Below are 22556 nucleotides of genomic sequence, written 5' to 3' on the forward strand. Positions count from 1 at the left end.
ACGCCCTCCCGGCACTGATGTGCCGGTGGTCAGGAAACGTAATGGGGGGATGTCGTTTGACTCGAATCGCCTGGAAACCGTGCTCAGCGATGGGTCAAGGCATGAGGCTGCGCAGGATGAGGTTTGTAGTCAGCGTGGGCGCTTGCTCGATCAGATCCAGATTGTGTTGCAGCAGCAGCGGGTTGACGAAAGGTCGCAACGCCAGATTGATCGCTTCGACGGTCTCGTCCAACGGCGTCTTGCGCTCGAACTCCCCCGCTTCTCGACCTTGACGCACGATATCGAGGATAAAGCCCTTGATCTGCGCCTCATACACCTGGGCGCTGTTCCAGCGCTCCGATGCGGAAAACGCCGCGATGTCGTAGAGCTTGCGATCGTTGAAGAACAGGTCCACACCCGTGGCGATCACAGTTTTGACCAACCTGCGCAAACGCTCGGTCGCTGAAAGCGCTTCTGCGTTAATCGCTTGTTCGACTGCTGCAGCGATTTGCCCCAGGCAGTTGGCGCAAATGGCCTCGCCAATTGCCTGCTTGGAATCAAAGAATTTGTAGATATAGGCCTTGGAAAAACCGATGGCCTTGGCCAAGTCGGAAACCGTGGTTTTACCGTAGCCGTATTGGCTGAAATGCTCGTTGGCCGCGGCGACAATCTGGTCACGAATGTCGTGTTCGGCGGGGCCGCGAGTGCTCGGCGAGGAGGTAGAGAGGGATGGCTGATTCATGGGGGCAGCTTACTCACCCTGTCGGTGACTGACAACGTGTGATGCTCTATGAACAGCGCATTTCACCCCCACCCCTGCGCCTCTTCAATGAAGTGCAGCACCGCGCTGGACCTTTCATCAATGCGCGAAATCAGCGAAAGCTCGCTGACCATTTCCGCTTGCGCCAGCGGTACGATGCGTATGCCCGGCATGGTCAACCGCGTCATCGTTTCCGGGACGATGCTCAGGCCGATGCCGGCCGCCACCAGCCCCGGAATGCTCATCAGCGACGGCACGTGCATGATGTTCTCGGGGTGCAACTGGTTCTGCCGGCACGCCTGGAGGGTGTGTGAGGTCAGGCCGATGCCGGCGCTGTCCTGCAGGAACACGAATTTCTCATGGCGCAGCGTCGCCAGTTCGCCGGTAAAACTGTCCGCCATGTCATGGTTGTCCGGCATCAGCAGCACCAGCCTCGATTGACTGAAATGATGGGTGCGCAGGCGATCCGGCAGGTGGTCCTTGAAAACCCGGGCGAAGGCCAGGTCAAGCTTGTGGTCGAGCAACATGTCGAACTGCGCGCGAATACCGGCGTCCACCAGCGACACTTTGACTTCCGGGAAGGTGCTGAAGTAATGCCGCAGCAACTGCGGCAAATTGGCCTCGAACAGCGCCGAGTGATAGCCGATGTTGATCTCGCCCACCTCACCACGGCGCGCTCGCCGTGCAGCAGCAATCGCCAGTTCACTGGATTCGATGGACTGCCGCGCATGGGGCAGAAATGCCTCGCCGGCAGCGGTCAACGCGACGCCACGGTTTTCCCGCCGGAACAATGCCAAGCCCAGTTCGGACTCGAGGGTTCGCATTAACTGGCTCAGTGCCGGCTGTGCAACACCCAACTGTTCAGCCGCGCGACTGAAGTGCTGCAGGTCAGCGGCAACGACAAAGGCTTTCAGGTGACGCAGTTCCATACTCGCTACTCATAAGGTCGGCTTATCTATTTGTCGTGATTTCGATAATTATTCTGCAAGCAGGATGCGCTAACGTCTAGCCACCTCGACGATTCCTGCCCATTGCGTCGTTACTGCGCAGAACCGTCCGGGCATCCCGACACTATAAAAATAATGACGAGCACCCTTATGAGCACAATCAGTCACGAGACTCATGATTCGCGCATGCCTCGCAAAGCGGTGACCGCTGCGACGATCGGCACGGCCCTCGAATGGTTCGACTTCACGCTGTATGGCGCGATGTCTGCGACCATTTTGCCCAAGTTGTTTTTCCCCGCCATGGAACCAACCGCCGGCCTGCTCGCGTCTCTGGCAACGTTCGGTGTCGGCCTGGCCGCTCGGCCATTGGGCGCCATTACCTGTGGCTACCTGGGAGACAAACTTGGCCGCCGTAACCTGATGCTGGCCACCGTGACCATGATGGGGCTGGCTTCGGTGCTCATGGGTTTGTTGCCCACCTACGCTCAGGTGGGCATCTGGGCGCCGATCCTGCTGGTGCTGCTGCGGATCATTCAGGGCTTTGCGCTGGGTGGCGAGTCCACCGGTGCGCAACTGATGGCGCTGGAACACGCCTCCCCCGATCGCCGCGGACGTTATTCCGGCATGCTCGGCTTGTGCTCACCGCTCAGCCAGATATTGGCCAACGGCGTGTTGATGGGTCTGGCGGCGACACTTTCAGGCGAGCAATTCGAAACCGTTGGCTGGCGAATTCCTTTCCTGATGAGCTTCGTGCTGGTCGTGGTGGCGATTTTCATTCGCCTGAAAATCGATGAGACCCCGGCTTTCGTGGCCTTGAAAAAGACTCCGGTCAAACAGGAAAAAAGCCCGCTCAAATCCGCGGTCGGCAGCCACTACAAAACCATCCTGCGCCTGATGCTGTTTTTCTGCTCGCCCGCTGCGCTGTTCTATCTGATCGTGATTTTTTCCCTCAGCTACCTGACCAAGCACCTGGGTTTCAGCCAATCGACGGGGTTCATGTCACTGATGGTGGCTAACGTCTGCGCGATTTTCGGTGCGCTGGCCGGCGGTTATCTGTCCGATCGCTGGGGCCGAAAAAAGGCATTGGCGCTGGGTTCATGCATGACCCTGCTGATCCTGTTCGTGTACTTCCCGATCCTCAACACGCTGAACGTTGCGGCGATCATGGCAATCATGGGGCTGTTTCTGGGCTTCACCCAATTCCAGAGCGGAATCCAGCCTGTGGCTTTCGCCGAGGCGTTCCCGACCCAGGTTCGCTATTCGGGTTCGGCACTGGCTTACACCGGCGCCAACCTGGTGATTGGTGGGCCGATACCGATGATCGCTGTATGGCTGATGAGCCAGTCGAACAACTCGCCGTGGCCGCTGGTGACCTTGTGCGCGGTCATCAACCTGATCTCCCTGGCGATGATTGTCATCGGCCCGGAAACCCGCGGCATTGACCTCAACGCCGTCGCCAGTGACGACACTCTCGACACCCGCGCCACCGCCCTTCTTTCCAAATAACGCAGCAGGACAACCATGAACCGCACCGTCTTCATCCTCAACGGCCCAAACCTCAACCTGCTGGGTCGCCGTGAGCCGCACATTTACGGCCACACCACACTCGAGCAGATCCGCCAACGCAGTGAAACACTGGCCGCGGAACTTGACCTGATCTGCGACTTTCGCCAGACCAACCACGAAGGCGTGATGGTCGACTGGATTCAGCAGGCGTTCGAGCAAGGTGCGGCCGTCATCATCAACCCGGCCGGACTGTCGTTCCACTCGATTCCGGTACTGGATGCGCTGAAGCTGCTCGACACACCGCTGATTGAACTGCACCTGTCGAACATCCATGCACGGGACGAACTGCACCGCCATTCGATCATGTCTGGGGTGGCCAATGCGGTAATTTGCGGCATGGGCGCCGACGGATATCCCCTCGCCATCCGCGCCGTCGATGACTTGTTGCGGCGTCAGGCAGGCGACCGCTAACCAGCCTTTGCCGGACAGTTAGTTGGCGGTCGTTTTCGTCTCTTGGCTTAAATTCAACAACCGGCGAAGCCTCGACCGAACCCTCATTGGTGGTGTATGCGCCGGCCCGGGCTTCGAAAGGAGGAAGAACCTCAGCGGACTTGGGCAGTTCAATGCATCCAACGCAACCAATTGTCCATTGAATGCCTCAAGAGAGTGAATCGCCGGATTCCAGAGTGCGATGCCCAACCCTGAGCGGGCGGCTTCGATTGCCTGGGCGTAATCACCCAGCACCCTGTCGGCGGGCCTGGAGGTCAGGCGTTTGCCGTGATGGCTCATCCACGCTCGCCACAATGTCGTATCGCCGGTGTGCAGCAGTGCAGTGTTCTGTATCAAGGACAACGGCTGTTCATTCATGGAGATGACGTCAGGTGATGCCACAGGGCAAAGCGATTCGTCGAATAACGGCTCTTCGTCACCATCATTCCATTGTCCGCGCCCGTACCTGATGGCCAGATCGACCTCGCCTGAGGAAAGGCTGGCATTCAGCGCAGAGGTGACCAGTTCGATACGCAGATCCTGAGGCGAGCCTTCCAGTTCGATCAAACGCGGGATCAACCAGAAACGCGCAAAGGATGCCGTCGTGGCCAATTTGACGACGGGCAACGTCTGGCCGCCGGGCCGCAGCTGTCGCGCTTGCTTAAGCTGATCGAAGGCATGAGCAACCTTGACCAGCGCGATTTGTCCCGTGGCCGTAACGGTGACACCGCGCGCATGCCGGTCGAACAAGGCGCATTGAAACCATTTTTCAGCCATTTCAACACGTCGGCTGATGGTCGCATGGGTAACCTCCAGTTCCTCCGCTGCTGCAGTGAAGGAGCCGGTTCTGGCGGCAGCAAGGGCAGCTTGCAGCGCTTCAAAGGGCGGGAGAATATCGTCTGAGCTGTACGTCATATGCACAGCTTATGGATAAGTTGCGCTATAGGTCAACAGCTCGAGGTTGCCTATGCTGCGCTGCCTTGTACATTGAGATAGCAGCATGTCGTCTTTCAAAGCGCTTATTTCGCTACTGATGCTCATCGCGCCAGCGCTGGGGCTGTGGGCGGGCAATTATTGTTACGCCGACTCCAGCGTACAAAGGCCCATCGTACGAGGTTACGAAGGGAATGGCGGCGTCACCGTTGAACTGGTCATGTCAGGTACGCCTGCAAAAGAATGGGCATTGCTCAGGATTCGAGGAGTGGCAACGGAAACGGAGTCAGTAGTGCATCAAGCCAGCGTTCAACGCTCGCCGGTGTCGACGTCCTTCGTAGAAACTATCAACGGGGTTTCACGGACCATTTTTGAGGTGCGGATGCATCAGGGTTTTCTTCCGCGTCAAGATCAGGAGAACCATGTCCTGGGAGAAAGCGCTCGCCTGGAGCGCCTGAGTGATATCGGCAGTGAACTTCCGAGGTTCGAGTCAGAGCGTTATTCCACTCACGCGGCAGGCACTCAGACGGTGATATCCGCAAGCCGTCCTTGAGGAGGCCGTTTTGCTGCCTTGCGCGACTGGCAGAAAACGGCCCAAAGCTGTTGGTACATTCAGTCACCGGTGGAGTTAACTGTACGCAGTCACACCACGGCGGCTTCAATCGTTCTGGAACGCCACGCAAACCCCAACACCATCAGCAACCCCAGGCCCGCCATTGCGGCGCCGGCGAGGGAGATCGCCGGATAACCCAGCCCGCTGCTGATCACCGCGCCGCCCAGCGCTGCGCCAATCGCATTGCCGAAGTTGAAGGCGCCGATGTTCACCGCCGAGGCCAGATTGGGCGCGTCCTTGGCCGCTTCCATGACGCGCATCTGTAGCGGCGGCACGAGGGCGAAGCTGGCGATACCCCAGATCAGGATGGCCACGGCGGCCGGCAGCGGCCAGCGCATCAGTACGGTAAACGCCAACAAGACCACAATCAGCACGCTCAGCGAGACGATCAGAGTGCGATCTATCGAGCGGTCAGCGGCCTTGCCGCCCCACATGTTGCCCAGCGTCAAACCGACACCGTAAAGCATCAGCATGGCGGTGATGAAGGCGGTGGACGCATGGGTCTCGCTGCTGAGAATCGGCGCGATGTAGGTGAAAACGGTGAACATGGCACTTGAACCGACGACGGTCAGGGCCAGCGCGGCCAGCACCGGGCCGCGCCCCAATACGCGGATTTCCGCCATGACACCGACGCTTTGCGGCGCCCGCACGTTGGGCAGAGCGAACCACAACGCGGCCATGGTCACCACGCCGAGGCCGGTAATCCCCCAGAAAGCCGTGCGCCAACCGAACAGTTCGCCAAACCAGGCGGCCAGCGGCACACCGCCGATGGTCGCCAGGGTCAGGCCCATGAACATCGCCGCAACCGCCCCGGCACGTTTTTCCGGGGCGACCAGGGTGGCGGCGACAACTGAGCCAACGCCAAAGAAGGCTCCGTGGTTCAGTGACGTCACCACCCTGGCGACCATGAGGCTGTAGTAATCGGTGGCCAGGGCAGACATCAGATTACCCAGAGTGAAAATCGCCATAAGCCCGATCAGCAAATAACGCCGGGGAATCTTGCCGGTGGTCAGGGTCATCAGTGGTGCGCCGAGCAATACGCCCAGCGCATAAGCACTGACCAGCAAACCGGCAGCGGGAATGGAAACGCCCAGATCCGCAGCGATACCCGGCAACATGCCCATGGGGGCGAATTCTGTGACGCCGATGCCGAAGGCACCGATGGCGAGTGCGACAAGTGGTGGATTGATACGCATGGAAAGCTCCTTATCTATGCCGCCAATGCTACGATCCTGTCTTTTCAGGCGGTAGATAGTATTTTTGGCAATCACCTTTGCGTAGGAGGCACAAGTGGATTTCAACGGCAGGTCAGGTGAAATGAGCGTGTTCACCACCGTGGCGCAGGAAGGTAGCCTGTCGGCCGCCGCGCGTGCGCTGGGCCTGACGCCCTCGGCCGTCAGTCGGATCATCGCGCGCACCGAGCAGCGGCTTGGCACCCGCCTGCTGTTGCGCACCACCCGAGCGATCACCTTCACCGCCGAGGGCGAGGCGTTCCTGCGCGGCGCTCGACGTATCCTCGCCGACATGGACGAGGTCGAAGAAGCCATCGCCGATCAGGGCGTGCCCAAGGGGCGTTTGCGCGTCAGTGCCGCCCTTGGCCATGGACGCTTGGCCATTGTTCCGTTGGTCGCAGCCTTCAGCGCGCGTTACCCGAACATCGTCGTCGACCTCACCCTCGGCGACGAAGTGGTCGACATTCTTGGCGGGCAGGCCGACGTCGCAGTGCGCTTTGGCCATCTGCCCGACAGCCCGCTAACCGCACGCAGGATCGGCACCACCGGCCAGGTCGTGGTGGCATCGCCCGAGTATCTGCAGCGTCACGGCGTCCCGCAGGAACCGGAGGACCTGCTGCAGCACAACTGCCTGCGCTTCAATTTCAAGCGTGCCGAACCCAACTGGCCATTTATCCGCGATGGCAAAGCGTTTTCCCTGAAGGTCAGCGGTAACATCGAATGCAGCAGTGGTGAAGCGCTGGCACAACTCGCGCGAGTGGGCGCCGGTATTGCCCGTATCGGCGCGTTCAGCGTGAGCGAGGATCTGCAGCGCGGCGATCTGATTGCGCTGTTGGAAGCGTGGAACCCGGGGGATCAGGAGCCGATTCATGCGGTGTTCGTCGGCGGCGCGGCAATGCCAGCACGGGTGCGATTATTCGTCGACTTCTTGCTGGAGCATCACCGGATGTCAGCGCAGGTATAAGCTGATATTTGCGCAGTTGTATTGCGGACAATTCGGCGCGTGTGAATGACCTCCCAAACACAAGGTGCGAGCAAGGAAGCCACCCATTGAGTACATTTCGAAAGTATCTTTGCCTGGACTTGTTACTTTGGATCTACCTCGGTTGTTGGAATACCACGCTACCTCTGATCATCTTGCAGCGAGGAAGCCTGCTGGAGCTGGCCGCATACGAAACAGCGCTCGCGCTCGCGGCGATCATTTCAATGTTGTGCCTGGCGCCGCGTGTTGAGTCGATGCGCCGCAGTACGGCGCTTAAGGTCGGCTGTTTTGCGGTATTGATAGCTAGCGTATTGCGATACTTTTTTGCCGCAAACTGGTATTCGCTTGATGCGCTGATACTGATCGATGTGATCGGCGCATCAGCTTTTGGAATGATCCAGCCTCTCTTGGGCATCTATCCTGCGGAAACCGTTGATAAACATCGTGCGGACGCTGCTTTTCGCGTCCGGCGCATCGTTGTTACTGTCGCCAGGGTTACGGGGCCTTTGTTGGCGGGTATTGTGATAACGGTTTCTTCACTGGAAATCTCGCTGCTATTTGTGTCGTTGCTCGGACTCGTCATTTTGCACTCTGTGCAGCGACACAAGCCGACGAAATCTGGCTGTTGAGTGCTTGCCTGTTTTTCGCCGGGGCGGCGAGTGCATGTATTACGATGGTCGGAATGGACAAGAGACTCATGTCGATCCCCTCCGGCGTCCGCGTACGACTGATGGCATCCACATTAGTGATCAGTCAACTGGGAAGCTCGGTTTCATTCATGATGACGGGCGCCATCATGTCCCAATCCGGCGCAACCAGTTTGATGTGGCTTTATCTCGGGGTATTTCTGATTATCGTCATGTATTCCATGGGATCAAAAAAGGTATGGCACTTCCTGGAAGATGACGCTGAGTCAGAGTTGTATTACGCAAACAACCATCCAAAACTGGCTGCGATCATGAGTTCATGAAGTGCGCTTGAGACATTACTCAGCGAACCCAAAGTGGGCACCAAACTTCGAATTGATCACTCCCGCCATCTCTCAACATCGCCATGACTCACGCCAGAGATTGCAGTTTGTCATCACAGACAGCAGAGCGCCTGAGCTCCAGGATCGTGCGTTCATGCACTGCTCCCCACTCTCGCATCGCACTCACCAATGGCGCGAGTGAGTGACCTAACGCTGTAAGCGAATACTCCACTTTGGGTGGCACCTCGCGGTAGATTTCGCGATGAATCACCCCGTCAGTCTCCAGTTCTCTCAGCTGGAGTGTGAGCATTCTCTGCGTGATATCTGGAATTAGCCGACGCAGCTCGTTGAAGCGCTTCGTGCCTGACATCAGGTGAAAAAGTATGAGCGATTTCCATTTTCCACCAATGACATCGACAGTGAACGCCACGGGGCACGCGAAAGCCTCGATTTCGTCTTGAGGGTTACATTTTTTCACTGTTATCACCTAGGTATAAAAAGTGTGCCTACCGCACAAAATTGTGCGTACTTACGTCAATGTGCTGCAAAAGTTAGCATGGATTCCATATTCACCACTATGGAATCGGACAGATGAGTTTGTTGTTATCACCCTATGAAATTAAGGGCCTCACCCTGAAAAACCGGGTCGTCATGTCCCCTATGTGCATGCATATGGCGGCGGATGACGGTTTCGTCACTGACTGGCACCGCGTTCATTACGGCGCTCGTGCTTTGGGTCAGGCGGCGCTGATTTTTCCCGAAACGCTGGCCATTCAGGCTGACGGTCGTATTGGAGCCGGTGACCTTGGCATCTGGAGCGATGAGCACGTTGTCGGCTTGAAGGCGCTAACAGAGTTGCTTCACGGCTTTGGTGCAAAAGCGGGCGCTCAGATCGGCCATGCGGGTCGCAATGCTGACCTGCCCGGTCTGATTCACATCGCGCCGTCGGCGATTCCATTCACGGAAACCAGCCCTGTTCCTCGCGAACTTGCGGCTGACGAGATTCCGGGGCTGGTTAAACTTTTTGGCGATGCCGCACGGCGTGCCAGCGACGCTGGATTCGATGTGCTAGAGATCCATGCCGCGCACGGCTACCTATTGAGTGAGTTCCTCTCCCCGCTGGCCAACAACCGTGATGATGAATATGGCGGTGATGCCAAGCGTCGTTACCGCTTCCTGCGCGAGGTACTGGAAGAGGTCAAAACTCATTGGGGGGATCGCCCTCTATTCGTACGCATCTCGAGTTCTGATTACGCCGAAGGCGGAAACACGCCCGAGTCGTTTCTCGAATACGGTCGCTGGATGAAAGAACAGGGAGTTGACTTGATCGACTGCAGCTCAGGTGGGATCAAGATGGTGAAGGTCGAGACTTACCCAGGTTATCAAGTACCGGCCGCTGAATTACTCCGCAAGGAGTTGCATATTGCGACAGGCGCAGTGGGTGTGATCCAGAGTGGGCGTCAGGCGGAAGAAATCTTGCAGAACGGCCGAGCTGATCTGGTGTTTGTCGGGCGGCAAATGCTCCGAGATCCATTCTGGGTTCGCACCGCTGCAGATGATCTTGGAGAAATCATTGAAATTCCTGCCGCCTACACACGATATGGATCTGTCTGGCTTGATACCAAAGCCTGATGCCTTCGTTGCACTAATCCTATGAAGCAGGAGCAAGCACATGAGCAAACCGACTTACGTGGAAGAATACCAAGCCATTACCGAGGTACTTAACAAGTACATTGAGGGCTGCAAGCAGGCCAAAAGCAGCATCATGAAGCCAGCGTTCAGTGAGCAAGCAACCATGTTCAGCGTCGATGGCGACGGTAAGCTGGCTGGAGGGGCGATTTCAATACTGTTCGAAGGGATCGACAAGGGTTTCCGCCCTTCTCCTGACGCACCGGCAGCTATCGTCCGCGTCGAAGTCGTCGGTACGGCGGCTAGCGCTCGCATTGACGCCAACGACATGTCAGGTATCTCTTTCACTGACTTTTTTCATCTGCTGAAAGTTGATGGAAAGTGGACTGTGATCAGCAAGATTTTTCAAACGCATGCAGCGCCTTGATGACTTGCGCCGTCCGGCGGCTTAGTTTTCCACTCTCCCTGCTTATGCGTTGACATTAGGATCTGCGGGAGAATCAGCTGCGATGGGCGAGAAAAAAGGCGCCAAATTGGCGCCTTTACGTTATTAAGCGACTTTGATCACAACCTTGCCAAATGCTCCCCTCGCGAGATGCTCGTAAGCTTCTCGTGCTTTCTCGAACGGATATACCTGATCGATCACGGGACGGATCTTGTGCTCGTTGAGGAAAGCGTTCATCCGGTCGAATGATGAGCGCGGCGCCACGGCGATTCCGCGAATGGTCGTCTGGCGGAAAATGAGGGGCATCAGATTCAGTTCGACAGTTTGCCCTGTCAGAAAGCCGATCTGTGCAATACGCCCCGATGCTTTGGTTGCTGCGACCGATTGATTGATACCACTGCCACCGGCGACATCGAGTAGCAGATCCACACCCTTGCCGTCGGTTAGCTTGAGCACCTCGTCCGCCCACTTCGGGGTGGTTCGGTAGTTGATGCCAGCCACGGCCCCCAGCCCCGTCACGGTTTGCAGATTCTGGTCGCTGCTCGATGTTGCGATGACCTTTGCGCCAAGTGCAGTAGCAATCTGCACGGCAAATATCGATACCCCTCCAGTGCCTTGAACCAATACGGTTTGACCCGGCTGGATCTGTCCAAAGTCCACCAGCGAATACCAGGCTGTGAGCGCAGCAATAGGCAGTGTTGCCGCCTCCTCGTCGCTCATGTTGTCGGGGGCACCGACGGCGCTGTCTTCATGGATGATCATGTATTCGGCCAGACCGCCTGGCAACGGCGAACCGAAGCAGTAATCGGGTTCGTTCGGCCCTGGCTCACCATCCAGCCAGCGTGAATAAAGGTGGGAGTTGACGCGATCACCGACTTTAAAACGCGTGACGTTGTCACCAATCACGACCACCGTGCCGGCTGCATCGCTTACGGGAATCAGCGGTTTGGGCACCATGTGGGGTTCATAAATGCCGTCGACGATAGCCTTGTCGCGAAAGTTGAGCGAGACAGCACCGACTTTCACCAGTAACTCGCCAGCCTTGGGTTGCGGGGTCGCCACCTCTCCCAATTGCAGGTTGTCGAGTCCGAAATCTTTTAATAACCAGGCTTTCATTGCGAATCTCCAATTACACATCAATGGCCACGAACCAGAGCCGGTTCCGCCTTGGGTGCATTTTTCGCTGTTGATGGCGCGCAATAAATGCGTGAGAAAAGACATGATTGTTCTATTCTTGGATAACAATCATGCTCAACCTCTTGATTCAATCGGGGTTCACGGGAAAGCGTCATGGAATTGCTTCAATCAATGCGCCTGTTCGCCAGGCTTGCCGAACTTGGCAGCTTCACCAAAGCCGCCGAATCGCTAGACATTGGCCGACCTCAGGTCACTCGGTATATCCAGGAACTGGAAACGTCATTGGGCGTGCGGTTGTTCCAGCGCACCACGCGAAAGGTGGCACTCACCGCCGAGGGCGAGAGGTTCTATGAGCGGGTACAGGAAATTCTGGCGGGTATTTCTGCTGCGACCTCAATGTTCGATCGATCCGGAGTCACGCTCACTGGCCGGCTTCGCGTCGATATTCCAAGCGCCTTCGCGCAAATGAAATTCATCAATAGCCTTAAAGAATTCACCGTCTCCTACCCAGGCATCAACATGATTCTGGGCGTGACTGATCGGGCCGTCGACTTGATCGGCGAAGGCGTCGACTGTGCGTTGCGTATCGGCGATCTACCAGATTCGAGCTTGATCGCTCGCCCTGTCGCGATGGCGACGATGGTGACGTGTGCCGCGCCCGAGTATTTGAACGAGCATGGCGAACCCAAGACACTCGACGATCTGGCCTCCCATCGAGGCGTCAACTTCTTGTCCGGTCAGAGCAACAGAACATTGCCCTGGCATTTTTCGCTAAAAGGTCAGAATCGATCCTTTGTGCCTGATGCCGGCATCACCGTCACCGAGTCGAATGCGTACGTCCAGTGTGGCGTGTCGGGCTTCGGAATAATCCAGGCGCCCGGGATCGCCGTGGCCGACCATTTGGAAAGTCGCGGTTTGGTGGAGATTCTAAAGCCCTATCGGCCAGCCCCTCGCCCTGTGTCGTTGGTATACCCGAGCCGGACTCATCTGGCACCGCAGGTTCAAGCTTTTATCGAGTGGCTGCAAGAGCGTTTTCCGCAGCTTGATTCTGACTGGCTGGAACGTGCTATCCACGACCCGATCACTCATACCCGATAATACTCGCGATACCAGCGTACAAACTGCTGCACACCGGCTTCAACCTCCACCTGCGGCGAAAACCCGATCCAGTCTGCCAGCGCCGAAACATCCGCCCAGGTCTTGATGACATCGCCTGCCTGCATCGGCAACAAATTGCGCTGAGCTTTTATGCCCAATGCCGTCTCCAGGCAGTCGACAAAATCCAGCAGCGCTATCGGCCTGCCCCGCCCCAGATTGAAAATCCGGTGGCAACCCTTGGCGTCTTTGTCCGGCATCGGCGGCTTCGGGCACAGGCGGAAGATGCTTTCGACAACGTCATCGACGTAGGTAAAGTCCCGCGCCATCTGGCCCTGGTTGTAGATATCAATCGGCCGCCCCTGCAGGATCGCTTCGGTGAACTTGAACAGCGCCATGTCCGGTCGACCCCATGGCCCATAGACGGTAAAAAACCGCAGCCCGCTGGCCTTGAGGCCGTAGAGATGGCAGTAACTGTCGGCAAGCAATTCATTGGCGCGTTTGGTGGCGGCATACAGCGAAACCGGATGCTCGACCGCGTCATCGACGCTGTATGGCAGCTTGCTGTTGGCCCCATACACCGAACTGCTCGACGCGTAGATCAGATGCGCGGGTGCATAGTGGCGGCAGGCTTCCAGCACATTGAGAAAGCCCAGCAGATTCGATTGCGCATAGGCATCCGGGTTGTCGAGCGAATAGCGGACACCCGCTTGCGCGGCCAAATGCACGACTTCGGTGAACCCCTGCTCTTCGAAAAGTGCCATCAAGGCTGGCTTATCAACAATGTCCATGGTCTGGAAACGGAAACCTTTTAGCTCGCTCAACTGCTTGAGGCGCGCCTGTTTGAGTTCCACGCTGTAGTAATCGTTAAGATTGTCGATGCCGATTACTTGATGGCCTTGCAATATCAATCGTCTGACCGTGTGATATCCAATAAAGCCTGCAGCACCTGTAACAAGAACGGACATATTCGCCTCTCCAGCCAAGTCGCCAGGCGATTAGTTATAGCGTTGGTCGACTTGCGCAGTCCAGACTTTATAACTTCCCCCAACGATAGGAATTAACACCCGATCTAAATAGCGAGCGACGACTCTGAAGTGACAGTAAAGTTTCTTGCCTTCCGACAAAAGGCTGACGCCTTAGAAAACAATAACCTGCGTGCGAGTGCCATCATTAGCAGATAAATGGCGTGTTTTTTGACTGGGATCGTTTGACAGACCGCAAAGACTGGCCGATAACTACCAAGGTTCATTTTTACAGGGCGCGAGCAATCTTCTACTCGCGCCCTGTCGTTTCAGAGACAACTACTTAGTTACCTATCGTTAAAGCTGCATGAGCAGACCGTGCGGTAGCTTTGCCTTCTGAAAAGTTAAGCCGCGGCTTATTCCCCATGCGCCGCACAATATAGCGTCACGCCGCAGTTCAACGCACCTTAATGAAACGCTGTGTGATTCAAGTTTGAAACACTTCAGTGTTAATAAAATAAGAATAGATCTTCACCCCTTGCCCTTACTTAGCCCTCGATAGAGCTTCTGCCTGCATAAACTTTCGATCATTACAGAGTTTACCAGCATGCCAGTTATCAGCTCCGAACGTCCCTTTTGGTACCTTTTGCAATGCAAGCCACGTCAGGATGAGCGTGCTCACCTGAACCTGCTCCAACAGGATTACGTGGTATTCCATCCCCAACTACTCAGTGAACGCATCATTCGCGGGAAACGACAGCGAGTGCGCGAATCGCTGTTCCCCGGGTATCTGTTTATCCAACTCAGTCGTAACGACAATTGGGGACCCTTGCGTTCTACACGCGGGGTCAGTCGTATCGTCGAATTCAATCACGGGCCTGCGACGGTGGCAGAGCATGTCATCGAGCACCTGCGTGTGCGCTGTATCGAATCATCCCTGGCGGAGCCGGATCAGGCCCTGAAACCAGGGCAGAACCTGCAGATCGTCAGCGGCCCGCTGGCTCCCTTGGAGGGCGTGTTTCTCGGCTTGCACGGCAACGACCGGGTGATGGTCCTCTTGCAGTTTCTGAATCGCGAACAATCCGTTTGCTTGCCACTCAGCGTGATCGAACGTCAACAACCCAACGTTCAGAACTATCACTAACCCTTTGCCTTATAAGCCTTTGCTCAGGAGCTATAACATGGCTTTGAAGTCACGATGCCCTGTCGCACTGCTGATGGCCTCTCTCTATCCTGGAATGGCCTGGAGTATCGATCCGCAAGCCATTAATGTTTACGGATTCGATTTCACACCATCCTTTTTGTTTTCAGAAAGTTATGACGATAACTTTCGCGAAGTGGAAAACAGTAAACAGTCATCGATGGTCACCAAACTGGCGCCGACCTTCGAGCTCAAGGCCGAAGATCGCAACAGCGCCACTCGACTGATCTGGCAGCCCACGCGTTATATCTATCACGACGATTCCGATGCCTCGAACACCGCCCAGCGCGTGCGTGCCGACAGCATCATGGAGTTCACCGACCGCCATCGTCTCAAACTCGACGCCGAATACCGTAAATGGGAGCGCACCGAGTCGACGGCAGTCGAGGGCATCAACGACAAGCTCAACAATAAACGCGTGGGCGGTCTCTACACCTTCGGCGCTAAAAGTGCCGACAACCAAATCGATGTCGGCGCCAGTTACGCGCAACTTCGCTACGACAATGCCGACGGCATCAACGACGACAAGGAACGCAATACCACCGCCCTCACCAGCACCTGGTACCACCGCATCGGCAGTAACACCCGCGGCCTGCTGGAATATGACCACACCGACTTTGATTACCAACAGGCCAACAGCCCGCGCAGCAGTAAATCCGATGCGGTACTGGCCGGCGCCGTGTGGGACTTCACCGCACGTACGACGGGCAAAGTGCGCCTCGGTTATGAGCGCAAGAACTTCGACAACAGCGAATCCAAAGACCTCAACAACCCGACCTGGCAAGTGGACTTGCAATGGAAACCGCGAACCTATTCGACGTTTACCTTTGTCGCCCGTCAGGCCCTCGCCGAAGGCGACGATGGCGCTGATGCCGTGAAGTCGACGTTCACTCAGGTCGGTTGGCGCCACGGCTGGACCGAACGCATCACCACCGTGGCACAAGCCGGGTTTGGCCGTTATGTCTACGAAGGCCAAAGCCGTACCGACAATCTTCAGGACTACAACCTGGCCGTGGTGTACGCGATGCGCCGCTGGCTGGATATCGAATTGGGCTATCGGTACCGCGACAACGATTCCGATGCCGACGATGAAAGCTTCACCCGCAACGTGTTCCAGATCAGTTTCAACGTCAGCCTTTAAGAGGGTCTCGACATGAACACACGCACACTCGTCTTGCTGTTCGCCCTGTGTTTTGTACCCCATACCTTTGCCGCAGACCCCAGCACCCAATACAAACTGGCCGCTGGCGATGTCTTGCGCATCATCGTCTTCGGTGAGCCGGAATTGAGCCTGAAAAAGATCCGTCTCAGTGATGCCGGCACTTTTTCCTACCCTTTTCTCGGTGAGATCTCCGCCAAGGGGCTGACCCCCGGCCAAGTCGAAAAAATCATCGTCGACGGGCTGAAGCAGGGTTACCTGATCGACCCGAAAGTCAGCCTCAGCCAGATCGAATACCGGTCTTTCTACATCAACGGCGAAGTGAAGAAACCCGGCAGCTACCCGTTCGTGCCCGGTCTGACTCTGGAGAAAGCCATCGCCTTGGGCGGTGGCCTGACCGAGCGGGCCTCGATCAAGCGCGTGACCATTTTGCGCGGCGATGGTGGCGCGACCCTCACCGATGACGTGACGCGCAACACCACGATTGCCCCCGGCGACACCATTTCCATTGCACAAGGCTTTTTCTAATCATGGACAACAGCCCTAGCACCTACGTCGAACGTCCTTTGCAAGCGCATCTGCATCAGCAGTACAGCGAAGACAAGGACACCCTTGACCTGTTAAAGCTCTGGAGAGTGATCTGGCGCGCCAAATGGAGCATCGCCTGGCTGGTGCTGGCGAGCGCTGCGCTGGCCGCGATTGTGGTCTCGAACATCACGCCGCAATACATCGGCAGCACTACCTTGCTGTTCAACGATAAAACCCCGCCGCTGATGTCGTTCCAGCAAGTCAAGGATTCCGGCGGCAACGCCACGGATTACTTGCAGACTCAGCAGGCACTCCTGCAATCGCGCGATCTTGCCGAACGCGCAGTGAAAAAACTCGGCCTGACCACCCACCCGGTCACCGACCCGCGCCAACAAGCAAAGCCCTGGTTCACACCGCGCCAGTGGCTGGCGGATCTCGACCTTGATCAATGGATCCCGGAGCTGAGCCGGGTGATGCCGCTGACCAACAAAGAGCAGCCCACTGAAGAAGATGTTTTCAATCAGGTCACGCAGAACCTCATGCTGCACACCAGCGTCAAGTTCGTCGGCAAGAGCCAGTTGCTCGAAATCGAGGTCGAGTTGCCCGATCCGGTTCTCGCAGCCGCAGCGGCCAATGCGTTGGCCCAAGGCTTCACCGACAGCCAGCTCGACACCAGCGAAAAGTCCTCGCAAACCACCACAGCCTGGATGAACACACGGCTGGTGAAGTTGCGCGACAACTTGCGCGTCGCCGAGAAAAAGCTTCAGGGCTACCGCGAAGAACAAGGTCTGGTGGACGTTGGCGGCGTTGCCACCATCAGTGCCAACGAACTGGAAATGACCGGCAATCGCATGGTCGACGCCCGGCGCAACCGCGCTGAAGCCGAGAGTGAGTACCGCCAGGCGAAGGCTTTGGGCAACGGTGATCTGAGCCGACTGTCCAGCGTGCCTGCGGTGCTGAGCAATCCCTTGGTGCAGAAATTCCAGGCCGACCGCGCTGTGGCGCAAGCCAAGGTGGATGAACTGGCGGGCCGCTATGGGCCAAAACACCCGAGCCTGCTTTCTGCGCAGACCGAATTGCGCACCGCCACCACCAGTCTGCAATTGCAGGTGCAGCAAGTGGTCGCCGGTATTGAGCGGCAATACCAACTCGCTACCGCCAGTGAAGCCTCGCTGCGTCAGTCGTTCAACAGCAACAAGGCGCAAATCCAGGACATTGCGCGCAAAGAGTTCCAGTTGCGCGAGTTCCAGCGTGAGGTCGACAGCTCCCGCGCGCTGTATGAAACCTTCGTCACCCGCTTGAAAGAAACCACCGCCACCGCCGACATGGACTCGACCAAGGTGCGCATCGTCGACCCAGCCATTGTCCCGGTCGATGCGAGCAAACCGCGTAAAACCCTGATTGTCGCGATCGTCGGGTTGATCGCTGCGGTGATCGGCGTTGCCTTGGCGCTGCTCTTCGACAGCCTGAGCAATACCTTCAAAACCGATGAGTCGATCGAAAACGCGCTGAACATTCCGTTGCTCAGCGTCGTACCACTGGTGACGAAGAAAACCCGTCGGCAACTGGCGCGCTTGTTCGAGGATAACGACAACCCGCGCTTTTCCGAGACCATTCGCAACCTGCGCACCTGGTTGATGTTGCAAAGCAGCGAAATGCCCTCGCAGGTGGTGCTGGTGACATCGACCGTTGCCGGTGAGGGTAAAAGCACCATTGCCAACAATCTGGCCAGCTCGCTGACGTCACTCGAACGAGTGCTGTTGATCGATGCCGACATGCGTCAGCCAACCCTGTCGCTGAACTTCGATTTCCCACCGGACAGCCCGGGGCTGGCGAATGTCATTGCCGGCACCGCCAGACTTGAAGACTGTATTGTTTCGGTGGGCAATCTGGACATGTTGCCGGCCGGCAAGGTCCTGCCGTCACCGCTGGACATGTTCGCCGCCCCGCGCCTGCCATCCCCGGCCGATACGCTCAATCCGTTACAGCCACCGCCGCAGGATCTGCTCAGCTCACCGCGCATGGCGCGCATGCTTGAGGCGCTGAGGTCGCGTTATCGCCACATCATTATTGACTCCCCTCCTGCGGAGATGATCAGCGACGCGCTGTTGCTGGCGCGGCATTCGGATGCCGTGATCTATGTGGTCAAGGCCGACAGCACGCCGATCAGCCAGGTGCAGCGCGGCTTGGCCGTGTTGCAGCAGAGCCATGTGCCGGTGTTTGGCACCGTGCTCAATCAGGTCGACCTGCGCAAGGCGCGCAAGTACGGCTATCACCACTCCCGGGCGTTCTATAACTACGATTTCGCGCCCAGGTAACACCAGGCGAATACGCCAACCGCTACGCCCCCTTCTGCCCACGCACAACCCGCTTCACCTCTGCCGAGCTACGGAATAGCCATCGGGCGACACGTCCTGTCCGTTCGATTAGCGCTGATGCATGACTGCTGCCTTGAGGTTAAGCCCATGACGCCGCTCTATACCGCTCACCTGACGCATCGCCGAGGCCTGACCTTCTGGGGCCAGTGGCTGTGTGCACTGTCGCTGACCACCGTATTGCTGATGTTGCTGGTGCATTGGCGCGTCGGCAGTCTGAACAGCGAATACCGCATCCTGATCATTCTCGCCGTGCTCGGCTCGGTGCCGATCTACAGCGTGATGCAGGTTTACCACAAGCGCCATGGCCTGTTGGTCGGCCTGGGCCGATTGCTCGCAGCGTGGCTGATTCTGCTGGCCGTGCTGGCGGCGATTGCCTTCATTACCCAGACCAGCGCGATCTACTCGCGGCAAGTGATCATGGTCTGGGCGGTGCTGGGTTTCGTCGTCCAGGCTTTGAGCTTTCTGCCCTTGCATTATCTGGCCCGATTGCACTCGCGCAGGGTCTGCAAAGAGCGCCGTTCAGTGATCATCGGCACCTGCCCGACGGCCCATGAGCTGGCGAAAAAACTCTCGCGACCGAACCGCGCGCTGGTGCTCGGTTTCATCGCCGCCGCCGACAATAGCGGCCCGGCCCCGAGCATTCTGCCGCTGCTCGGCCACGTTGCCGCGATCCGCGAAATCATCACGCGTCTGGAAGTGCGCCGCGTCTACATCGTCCTGACCATGGCGCATGCCGCGACCATCGAAGCGCTGTACATCGACCTCTTGGACATGAATGTCGACGTGGTGTGGATTCCGGATTTCGGCAGCATGGTCTTGCTCAACCATTCGATCTCGGAAATCGAACGGATGCCGGCGATCTACCTCAATGAAAGCCTGATCAGCTCGCACCCGGCCAGCCTGTTTTGCAAAGACCTGTTCGAGCGCAGTCTGGCGGCGCTGGCAATTGTGCTGCTCAGTCCTTTGCTGCTGGCGGTGGCCGTCGCCGTCAAGCTGACCTCCGCAGGCCCGGTGCTGTTCAAGCAGGCCCGCCACGGTTGCAACGGTGAAGTGATCAAGGTCTGGAAGTTTCGTTCGATGCACGTCCACGATGATCGCGAGGTACGCCAGGCCACCCGCGACGATGACCGCCTCACCCCGATCGGCGGCTTTCTGCGCCGCAGTTCCATCGACGAATTGCCGCAATTATTCAATGTCGTGTCCGGGCAGATGGCCCTCGTCGGCCCGCGCCCGCACGCCGTCACCCACAACATTTATTACACCGGCAAAGTGCGCGCCTACATGGCCCGCCATCGCCTCAAGCCGGGCATCACCGGCCTCGCCCAGATCACCGGTCATCGCGGCGAAACCGAGACCGTGGAAAAGATGCAGCTGCGCGTCGCCCAGGACCTCAACTACATCAACCAATGGTCGCTGTGGCTCGACATCAAAATCCTCATCAAGACGCCCTTCACGCTGTTCTCGAAAAACATCTACTGACCCCTGCCCGACCGCTTCAACCCCGCCCTGCCCCTGCATTGACAACCTTCACCACGATCTGAGGTTTGACCATGAATGTGAGCGTATTCGGTATTGGTTACGTGGGCCTGGTCCAGGGCGCCGCACTGGCCGAGGTCGGGCACAACGTGCTCTGCGTCGATGTCGACGCGGCCCGGGTCGAGGCGCTGAAACAAGGCACGCTGCCGATCTACGAGCCGGGCCTGAAAAGCCTTGTGCGTGACAATTATCAAAGTGGTCGCCTGCGCTTCGGCACCGACCTGGCCGACGCCGTTCAGCATGGCGATGTGCTGTTGATCGCCGTCGGCACACCGCCCGACGAAGACGGTTCGGCCGATCTGCAATACGTGTTGAGCGTGGCGCAGACCATCGCGCTGAACATGGATCGGCATCAGATCATCGTCGACAAATCGACAGTACCGGTCGGCACGGGCGATCAGGTACGTGCGTGTATCGAGCAGGTGCTGGCAGACAATGATCGCCGTCACCTGACGTTCGATGTGGTGTCAAACCCGGAATTTCTCAAGGAAGGCTGCGCGGTCGAAGACTGCATGCGCCCGGACCGGATCATCATCGGCACCGACAGCGCGCATGCCGAAGCGGTCATGCGCGAGCTGTATGAACCGTTCAATCGCAGCCGCGACAAAATCATTGTCATGGACCTTCGCAGCGCTGAGCTGAGCAAGTACGCCGCCAACTGCATGCTGGCGACCAAGATCAGCTTCATGAACGAAATGGCCTGCCTCGCGGAAAAGCTCGGCGCCGACATCGAAAAAGTCCGCCACGGCATCGGCGCCGACCCGCGCATCGGTTACCAGTTTATCTACCCGGGCGTGGGCTACGGCGGCTCGTGCTTTCCCAAAGACGTCAAAGCGCTGATCCATGCCGCGACAAGTGTCGATATCGACGCCCGGCTGCTCAAGGCTGTAGAGGCGCGCAACCAGGACCAGAAGGCCAGTCTGTACAGCAAGATTTTCAATCACTTCGACGGCCATCTGCGCGGCAAGACGTTTGCCCTCTGGGGCTTGAGTTTCAAACCCAATACCGACGACATGCGCGAAGCCCCCAGCCGCGTATTGATGGAAGCCTTGTGGCACGCCGGCGCGAGCGTTCAGGCGTTTGATCCGAAAGCCATGGAAGAGGCCCAGCGCCTGTATGGCGCCCGCGATGATCTGACCCTGTCGGGCACCAAGGAAGCGGCGCTGAAAAATGCCGACGCATTGATCATCGTCACCGAGTGGCAAGCGTTCCGCGCGCCGGACTTTGACTTGCTCAGCCAGCAGCTCAAACAACCGTTGATTTTCGACGGACGCAATCTGTTCGATCCGCAGCGTTTGAGCAAACGCGGCTTCACCTACATCTCCGTGGGGCGGCCAACCCCTTCAGTCATTTGAAGGAGCCGCGCCATGTTGCAGCTGGAACTGGTCGGGCATTACTCGGCGAAATTACTGGAGGCCAACCAGGCCTATTCCTTTATCAACTTTGCCTCCATCGGCAGCGTTTTCCAGCAGACTCCGGGCAGCGTCGCCTATTTCTGCGACGGCATGCTGATGTCGACCTTCATGTCGCGGGTGACCGGCAGGGCCATTGGCCGGGTCAGCTTCGACTTCACCTCGATCGCCGATCTTGTCCTCGGCAGCGCCGAGCAACTGGGCAAGCGCGTGTACTTCGTCGGTGCCCGGCAAGCCGAGCTGGAGCTGTTTATCGTCAAGATCAGGGCGCTTTATCCGCGGCTGATTATCGCCGGTTACCACAACGGCTATTTCGACGCCGTCGAGGCTGAAGATATTCAAGCGGACATCTGTCGCAGCGCCGCCGACATCCTGATTGTTGGCCTCGGCGCCGGGCTGCAAGAACAGTTCGAACAGGATGCCCTGCGCGCAGGCTTTCGCGGTGTTGCCTTCACCTGTGGCGGGTTCATCCGCCAGGAAGCCCTGGCCACGCGGCAATACTACCCGGCGCTGATCAATCGCCTGCACCTGCGCGCGTTCTATCGAATGTACCGCGAGCCGCACACGATCAAACGCTACCTCGTCGATTACCCCAGCAACTTCTTGCACTTGCTGACAATGCTCGCCCGGCACAAAGTCGCCATCAGCGTGGGGGAATGA

At 57.7% G+C, this 22556-nt stretch carries 23 protein-coding genes; 16 read left to right on the forward strand and 7 right to left on the reverse strand.

Annotation, left to right across the window (positions count from 1 at the left end):
- Positions 1 to 94: 94 nt before the first annotated feature.
- Both ACOYXE_RS07935 and ACOYXE_RS07940 read right to left on the reverse strand, forming a co-directional pair.
- Positions 95 to 721, reverse strand: coding sequence for a TetR/AcrR family transcriptional regulator (locus ACOYXE_RS07935; RefSeq protein ID WP_405123798.1), 627 nt, complete (start codon positions 719 to 721; stop codon positions 95 to 97).
- Between the two features lie 62 nt (positions 722 to 783).
- Positions 784 to 1668: a LysR family transcriptional regulator gene (locus ACOYXE_RS07940; protein WP_123449816.1), complete on the reverse strand. Its 885-nt coding sequence runs from the start codon at positions 1666 to 1668 to the stop codon at positions 784 to 786.
- 168 nt (positions 1669 to 1836) lie between these two features.
- Here ACOYXE_RS07940 and ACOYXE_RS07945 point away from each other — a divergent pair, with 168 nt between their 5' ends.
- Entirely contained in the window at positions 1837 to 3192 is a 1356-nt protein-coding gene (locus ACOYXE_RS07945; RefSeq protein WP_460928572.1) for an MFS transporter, read from the forward strand.
- Between the two features lie 15 nt (positions 3193 to 3207).
- Positions 3208 to 3663 (forward strand): type II 3-dehydroquinate dehydratase, encoded by a 456-nt coding sequence (locus ACOYXE_RS07950; RefSeq protein ID WP_160057807.1) that lies wholly within the window; start codon positions 3208 to 3210, stop codon positions 3661 to 3663.
- Between the two features lie 18 nt (positions 3664 to 3681).
- On the opposite strand, the gene ACOYXE_RS07955 is transcribed toward ACOYXE_RS07950, so the two are convergent.
- Entirely contained in the window at positions 3682 to 4596 is a 915-nt protein-coding gene (locus tag ACOYXE_RS07955) for a LysR substrate-binding domain-containing protein (RefSeq protein ID WP_460928575.1), read from the reverse strand.
- An 85-nt stretch (positions 4597 to 4681) separates the two neighbouring features.
- On the opposite strand from ACOYXE_RS07955, the gene ACOYXE_RS07960 reads away from it, so the two are divergent.
- Positions 4682 to 5167: a hypothetical protein gene (locus tag ACOYXE_RS07960; protein ID WP_460928576.1), complete on the forward strand. Its 486-nt coding sequence runs from the start codon at positions 4682 to 4684 to the stop codon at positions 5165 to 5167.
- Between the two features lie 89 nt (positions 5168 to 5256).
- Here the strand turns inward: ACOYXE_RS07960 and ACOYXE_RS07965 are convergent, their stop codons facing one another.
- A complete protein-coding gene (locus tag ACOYXE_RS07965) occupies positions 5257 to 6423 on the reverse strand; it encodes an MFS transporter (RefSeq protein ID WP_123594619.1) in 1167 nt (388 codons plus the stop codon).
- Between the two features lie 94 nt (positions 6424 to 6517).
- Here ACOYXE_RS07965 and ACOYXE_RS07970 point away from each other — a divergent pair, with 94 nt between their 5' ends.
- From ACOYXE_RS07970 to ACOYXE_RS07980, 3 genes are all read left to right on the forward strand, one after another.
- Positions 6518 to 7423: a LysR family transcriptional regulator gene (locus ACOYXE_RS07970; protein WP_160057804.1), complete on the forward strand. Its 906-nt coding sequence runs from the start codon at positions 6518 to 6520 to the stop codon at positions 7421 to 7423.
- 86 nt (positions 7424 to 7509) lie between these two features.
- Complete coding sequence (locus ACOYXE_RS07975; protein ID WP_460928579.1) at positions 7510 to 8070, forward strand: hypothetical protein; 561 nt, start codon at positions 7510 to 7512, stop codon at positions 8068 to 8070.
- Positions 8071 to 8138: 68 nt separating this feature from the next.
- On the forward strand, positions 8139 to 8411 hold the full coding sequence (locus ACOYXE_RS07980; protein ID WP_238785277.1) for a hypothetical protein: 273 nt from the start codon (positions 8139 to 8141) through the stop codon (positions 8409 to 8411).
- Between the two features lie 88 nt (positions 8412 to 8499).
- On the opposite strand, the gene ACOYXE_RS07985 is transcribed toward ACOYXE_RS07980, so the two are convergent.
- Positions 8500 to 8889 carry a winged helix-turn-helix transcriptional regulator gene (locus ACOYXE_RS07985; protein WP_160057803.1) on the reverse strand — a complete coding sequence of 130 codons (390 nt, stop codon included), beginning with the start codon at positions 8887 to 8889 and terminating at the stop codon, positions 8500 to 8502.
- Between the two features lie 113 nt (positions 8890 to 9002).
- Here ACOYXE_RS07985 and namA point away from each other — a divergent pair, with 113 nt between their 5' ends.
- Together namA and ACOYXE_RS07995 are read left to right on the forward strand one after the other, a co-directional pair.
- Positions 9003 to 10043 carry an NADPH dehydrogenase NamA gene (gene namA / locus ACOYXE_RS07990; RefSeq protein WP_160057802.1) on the forward strand — a complete coding sequence of 347 codons (1041 nt, stop codon included), beginning with the start codon at positions 9003 to 9005 and terminating at the stop codon, positions 10041 to 10043.
- A gap of 40 nt (positions 10044 to 10083) precedes the next feature.
- Complete coding sequence (locus ACOYXE_RS07995) at positions 10084 to 10467, forward strand: nuclear transport factor 2 family protein (protein ID WP_405123805.1); 384 nt, start codon at positions 10084 to 10086, stop codon at positions 10465 to 10467.
- A gap of 123 nt (positions 10468 to 10590) precedes the next feature.
- On the opposite strand, the gene ACOYXE_RS08000 is transcribed toward ACOYXE_RS07995, so the two are convergent.
- Positions 10591 to 11601, reverse strand: a complete 1011-nt coding sequence (locus ACOYXE_RS08000; RefSeq protein WP_405123806.1) for a zinc-dependent alcohol dehydrogenase family protein — start codon at positions 11599 to 11601, stop codon at positions 10591 to 10593.
- Between the two features lie 174 nt (positions 11602 to 11775).
- Between ACOYXE_RS08000 and ACOYXE_RS08005 the strand changes: the two genes are divergently transcribed.
- Entirely contained in the window at positions 11776 to 12720 is a 945-nt protein-coding gene (locus ACOYXE_RS08005; protein WP_460928582.1) for a LysR family transcriptional regulator, read from the forward strand.
- Here the strand turns inward: ACOYXE_RS08005 and ACOYXE_RS08010 are convergent.
- Positions 12708 to 13685, reverse strand: a complete 978-nt coding sequence (locus tag ACOYXE_RS08010; protein WP_460928584.1) for an NAD-dependent epimerase/dehydratase family protein — start codon at positions 13683 to 13685, stop codon at positions 12708 to 12710. The genes ACOYXE_RS08005 and ACOYXE_RS08010 overlap by 13 nt on opposite strands.
- Positions 13686 to 14289: 604 nt before the next feature.
- On the opposite strand from ACOYXE_RS08010, the gene rfaH reads away from it, so the two are divergent.
- The 7 genes from rfaH (at position 14290) to ACOYXE_RS08045 (ending at position 22556) form a co-directional block, all read left to right on the forward strand.
- Entirely contained in the window at positions 14290 to 14826 is a 537-nt protein-coding gene (rfaH, locus tag ACOYXE_RS08015) for a transcription/translation regulatory transformer protein RfaH (RefSeq protein ID WP_160057798.1), read from the forward strand.
- 94 nt (positions 14827 to 14920) lie between these two features.
- Complete coding sequence (locus ACOYXE_RS08020; protein ID WP_460929795.1) at positions 14921 to 16024, forward strand: outer membrane beta-barrel protein; 1104 nt, start codon at positions 14921 to 14923, stop codon at positions 16022 to 16024.
- Positions 16025 to 16036: 12 nt separating this feature from the next.
- The gene (locus ACOYXE_RS08025; protein WP_095118956.1) at positions 16037 to 16570 is read left to right on the forward strand and encodes a polysaccharide biosynthesis/export family protein; all 534 of its coding nucleotides are present in this window, start codon (positions 16037 to 16039) and stop codon (positions 16568 to 16570) included.
- A 2-nt stretch (positions 16571 to 16572) separates the two neighbouring features.
- Positions 16573 to 18888, forward strand: a complete 2316-nt coding sequence (locus ACOYXE_RS08030) for a GumC family protein (RefSeq protein ID WP_460928586.1) — start codon at positions 16573 to 16575, stop codon at positions 18886 to 18888.
- Between the two features lie 147 nt (positions 18889 to 19035).
- Positions 19036 to 20427 (forward strand): undecaprenyl-phosphate glucose phosphotransferase, encoded by a 1392-nt coding sequence (locus ACOYXE_RS08035; protein ID WP_460928588.1) that lies wholly within the window; start codon positions 19036 to 19038, stop codon positions 20425 to 20427.
- Positions 20428 to 20498: 71 nt separating this feature from the next.
- On the forward strand, positions 20499 to 21839 hold the full coding sequence (locus ACOYXE_RS08040; RefSeq protein ID WP_460928590.1) for a UDP-glucose dehydrogenase family protein: 1341 nt from the start codon (positions 20499 to 20501) through the stop codon (positions 21837 to 21839).
- A gap of 12 nt (positions 21840 to 21851) precedes the next feature.
- On the forward strand, positions 21852 to 22556 hold the full coding sequence (locus ACOYXE_RS08045; protein WP_160057794.1) for a WecB/TagA/CpsF family glycosyltransferase: 705 nt from the start codon (positions 21852 to 21854) through the stop codon (positions 22554 to 22556).

The sequence above is a fragment of the Pseudomonas sp. MC6 genome (assembly GCF_054790575.1).

Excerpts from the sequence above, each read along its gene's own strand:
- ACOYXE_RS07995 (WP_405123805.1), top strand. The coding sequence starts at position 10,084 with ATGAGCAAACCGACTTACGTGGAAGAATACCAAGCCATTACCGAGGTA.
- ACOYXE_RS08005 (WP_460928582.1), top strand. The coding sequence starts at position 11,776 with ATGGAATTGCTTCAATCAATGCGCCTGTTCGCCAGGCTTGCCGAACTT.
- ACOYXE_RS08000 (WP_405123806.1), bottom strand. The coding sequence starts at position 11,601 with ATGAAAGCCTGGTTATTAAAAGATTTCGGACTCGACAACCTGCAATTG.
- ACOYXE_RS07965 (WP_123594619.1), bottom strand. The coding sequence starts at position 6,423 with ATGCGTATCAATCCACCACTTGTCGCACTCGCCATCGGTGCCTTCGGC.
- ACOYXE_RS08040 (WP_460928590.1), top strand. The coding sequence starts at position 20,499 with ATGAATGTGAGCGTATTCGGTATTGGTTACGTGGGCCTGGTCCAGGGC.
- ACOYXE_RS07950 (WP_160057807.1), top strand. The coding sequence starts at position 3,208 with ATGAACCGCACCGTCTTCATCCTCAACGGCCCAAACCTCAACCTGCTG.
- ACOYXE_RS07935 (WP_405123798.1), bottom strand. The coding sequence starts at position 721 with ATGAATCAGCCATCCCTCTCTACCTCCTCGCCGAGCACTCGCGGCCCC.
- ACOYXE_RS08030 (WP_460928586.1), top strand. The coding sequence starts at position 16,573 with ATGGACAACAGCCCTAGCACCTACGTCGAACGTCCTTTGCAAGCGCAT.
- ACOYXE_RS08045 (WP_160057794.1), top strand. The coding sequence starts at position 21,852 with ATGTTGCAGCTGGAACTGGTCGGGCATTACTCGGCGAAATTACTGGAG.
- ACOYXE_RS07980 (WP_238785277.1), top strand. The coding sequence starts at position 8,139 with ATGTCGATCCCCTCCGGCGTCCGCGTACGACTGATGGCATCCACATTA.
- namA (WP_160057802.1), top strand. The coding sequence starts at position 9,003 with ATGAGTTTGTTGTTATCACCCTATGAAATTAAGGGCCTCACCCTGAAA.
- ACOYXE_RS07955 (WP_460928575.1), bottom strand. The coding sequence starts at position 4,596 with ATGACGTACAGCTCAGACGATATTCTCCCGCCCTTTGAAGCGCTGCAA.
- ACOYXE_RS07945 (WP_460928572.1), top strand. The coding sequence starts at position 1,837 with ATGAGCACAATCAGTCACGAGACTCATGATTCGCGCATGCCTCGCAAA.
- ACOYXE_RS08025 (WP_095118956.1), top strand. The coding sequence starts at position 16,037 with ATGAACACACGCACACTCGTCTTGCTGTTCGCCCTGTGTTTTGTACCC.
- ACOYXE_RS08010 (WP_460928584.1), bottom strand. The coding sequence starts at position 13,685 with ATGTCCGTTCTTGTTACAGGTGCTGCAGGCTTTATTGGATATCACACG.
- ACOYXE_RS07940 (WP_123449816.1), bottom strand. The coding sequence starts at position 1,668 with ATGGAACTGCGTCACCTGAAAGCCTTTGTCGTTGCCGCTGACCTGCAG.
- ACOYXE_RS08035 (WP_460928588.1), top strand. The coding sequence starts at position 19,036 with ATGACGCCGCTCTATACCGCTCACCTGACGCATCGCCGAGGCCTGACC.
- rfaH (WP_160057798.1), top strand. The coding sequence starts at position 14,290 with ATGCCAGTTATCAGCTCCGAACGTCCCTTTTGGTACCTTTTGCAATGC.
- ACOYXE_RS08020 (WP_460929795.1), top strand. The coding sequence starts at position 14,921 with ATGGCCTGGAGTATCGATCCGCAAGCCATTAATGTTTACGGATTCGAT.
- ACOYXE_RS07960 (WP_460928576.1), top strand. The coding sequence starts at position 4,682 with ATGTCGTCTTTCAAAGCGCTTATTTCGCTACTGATGCTCATCGCGCCA.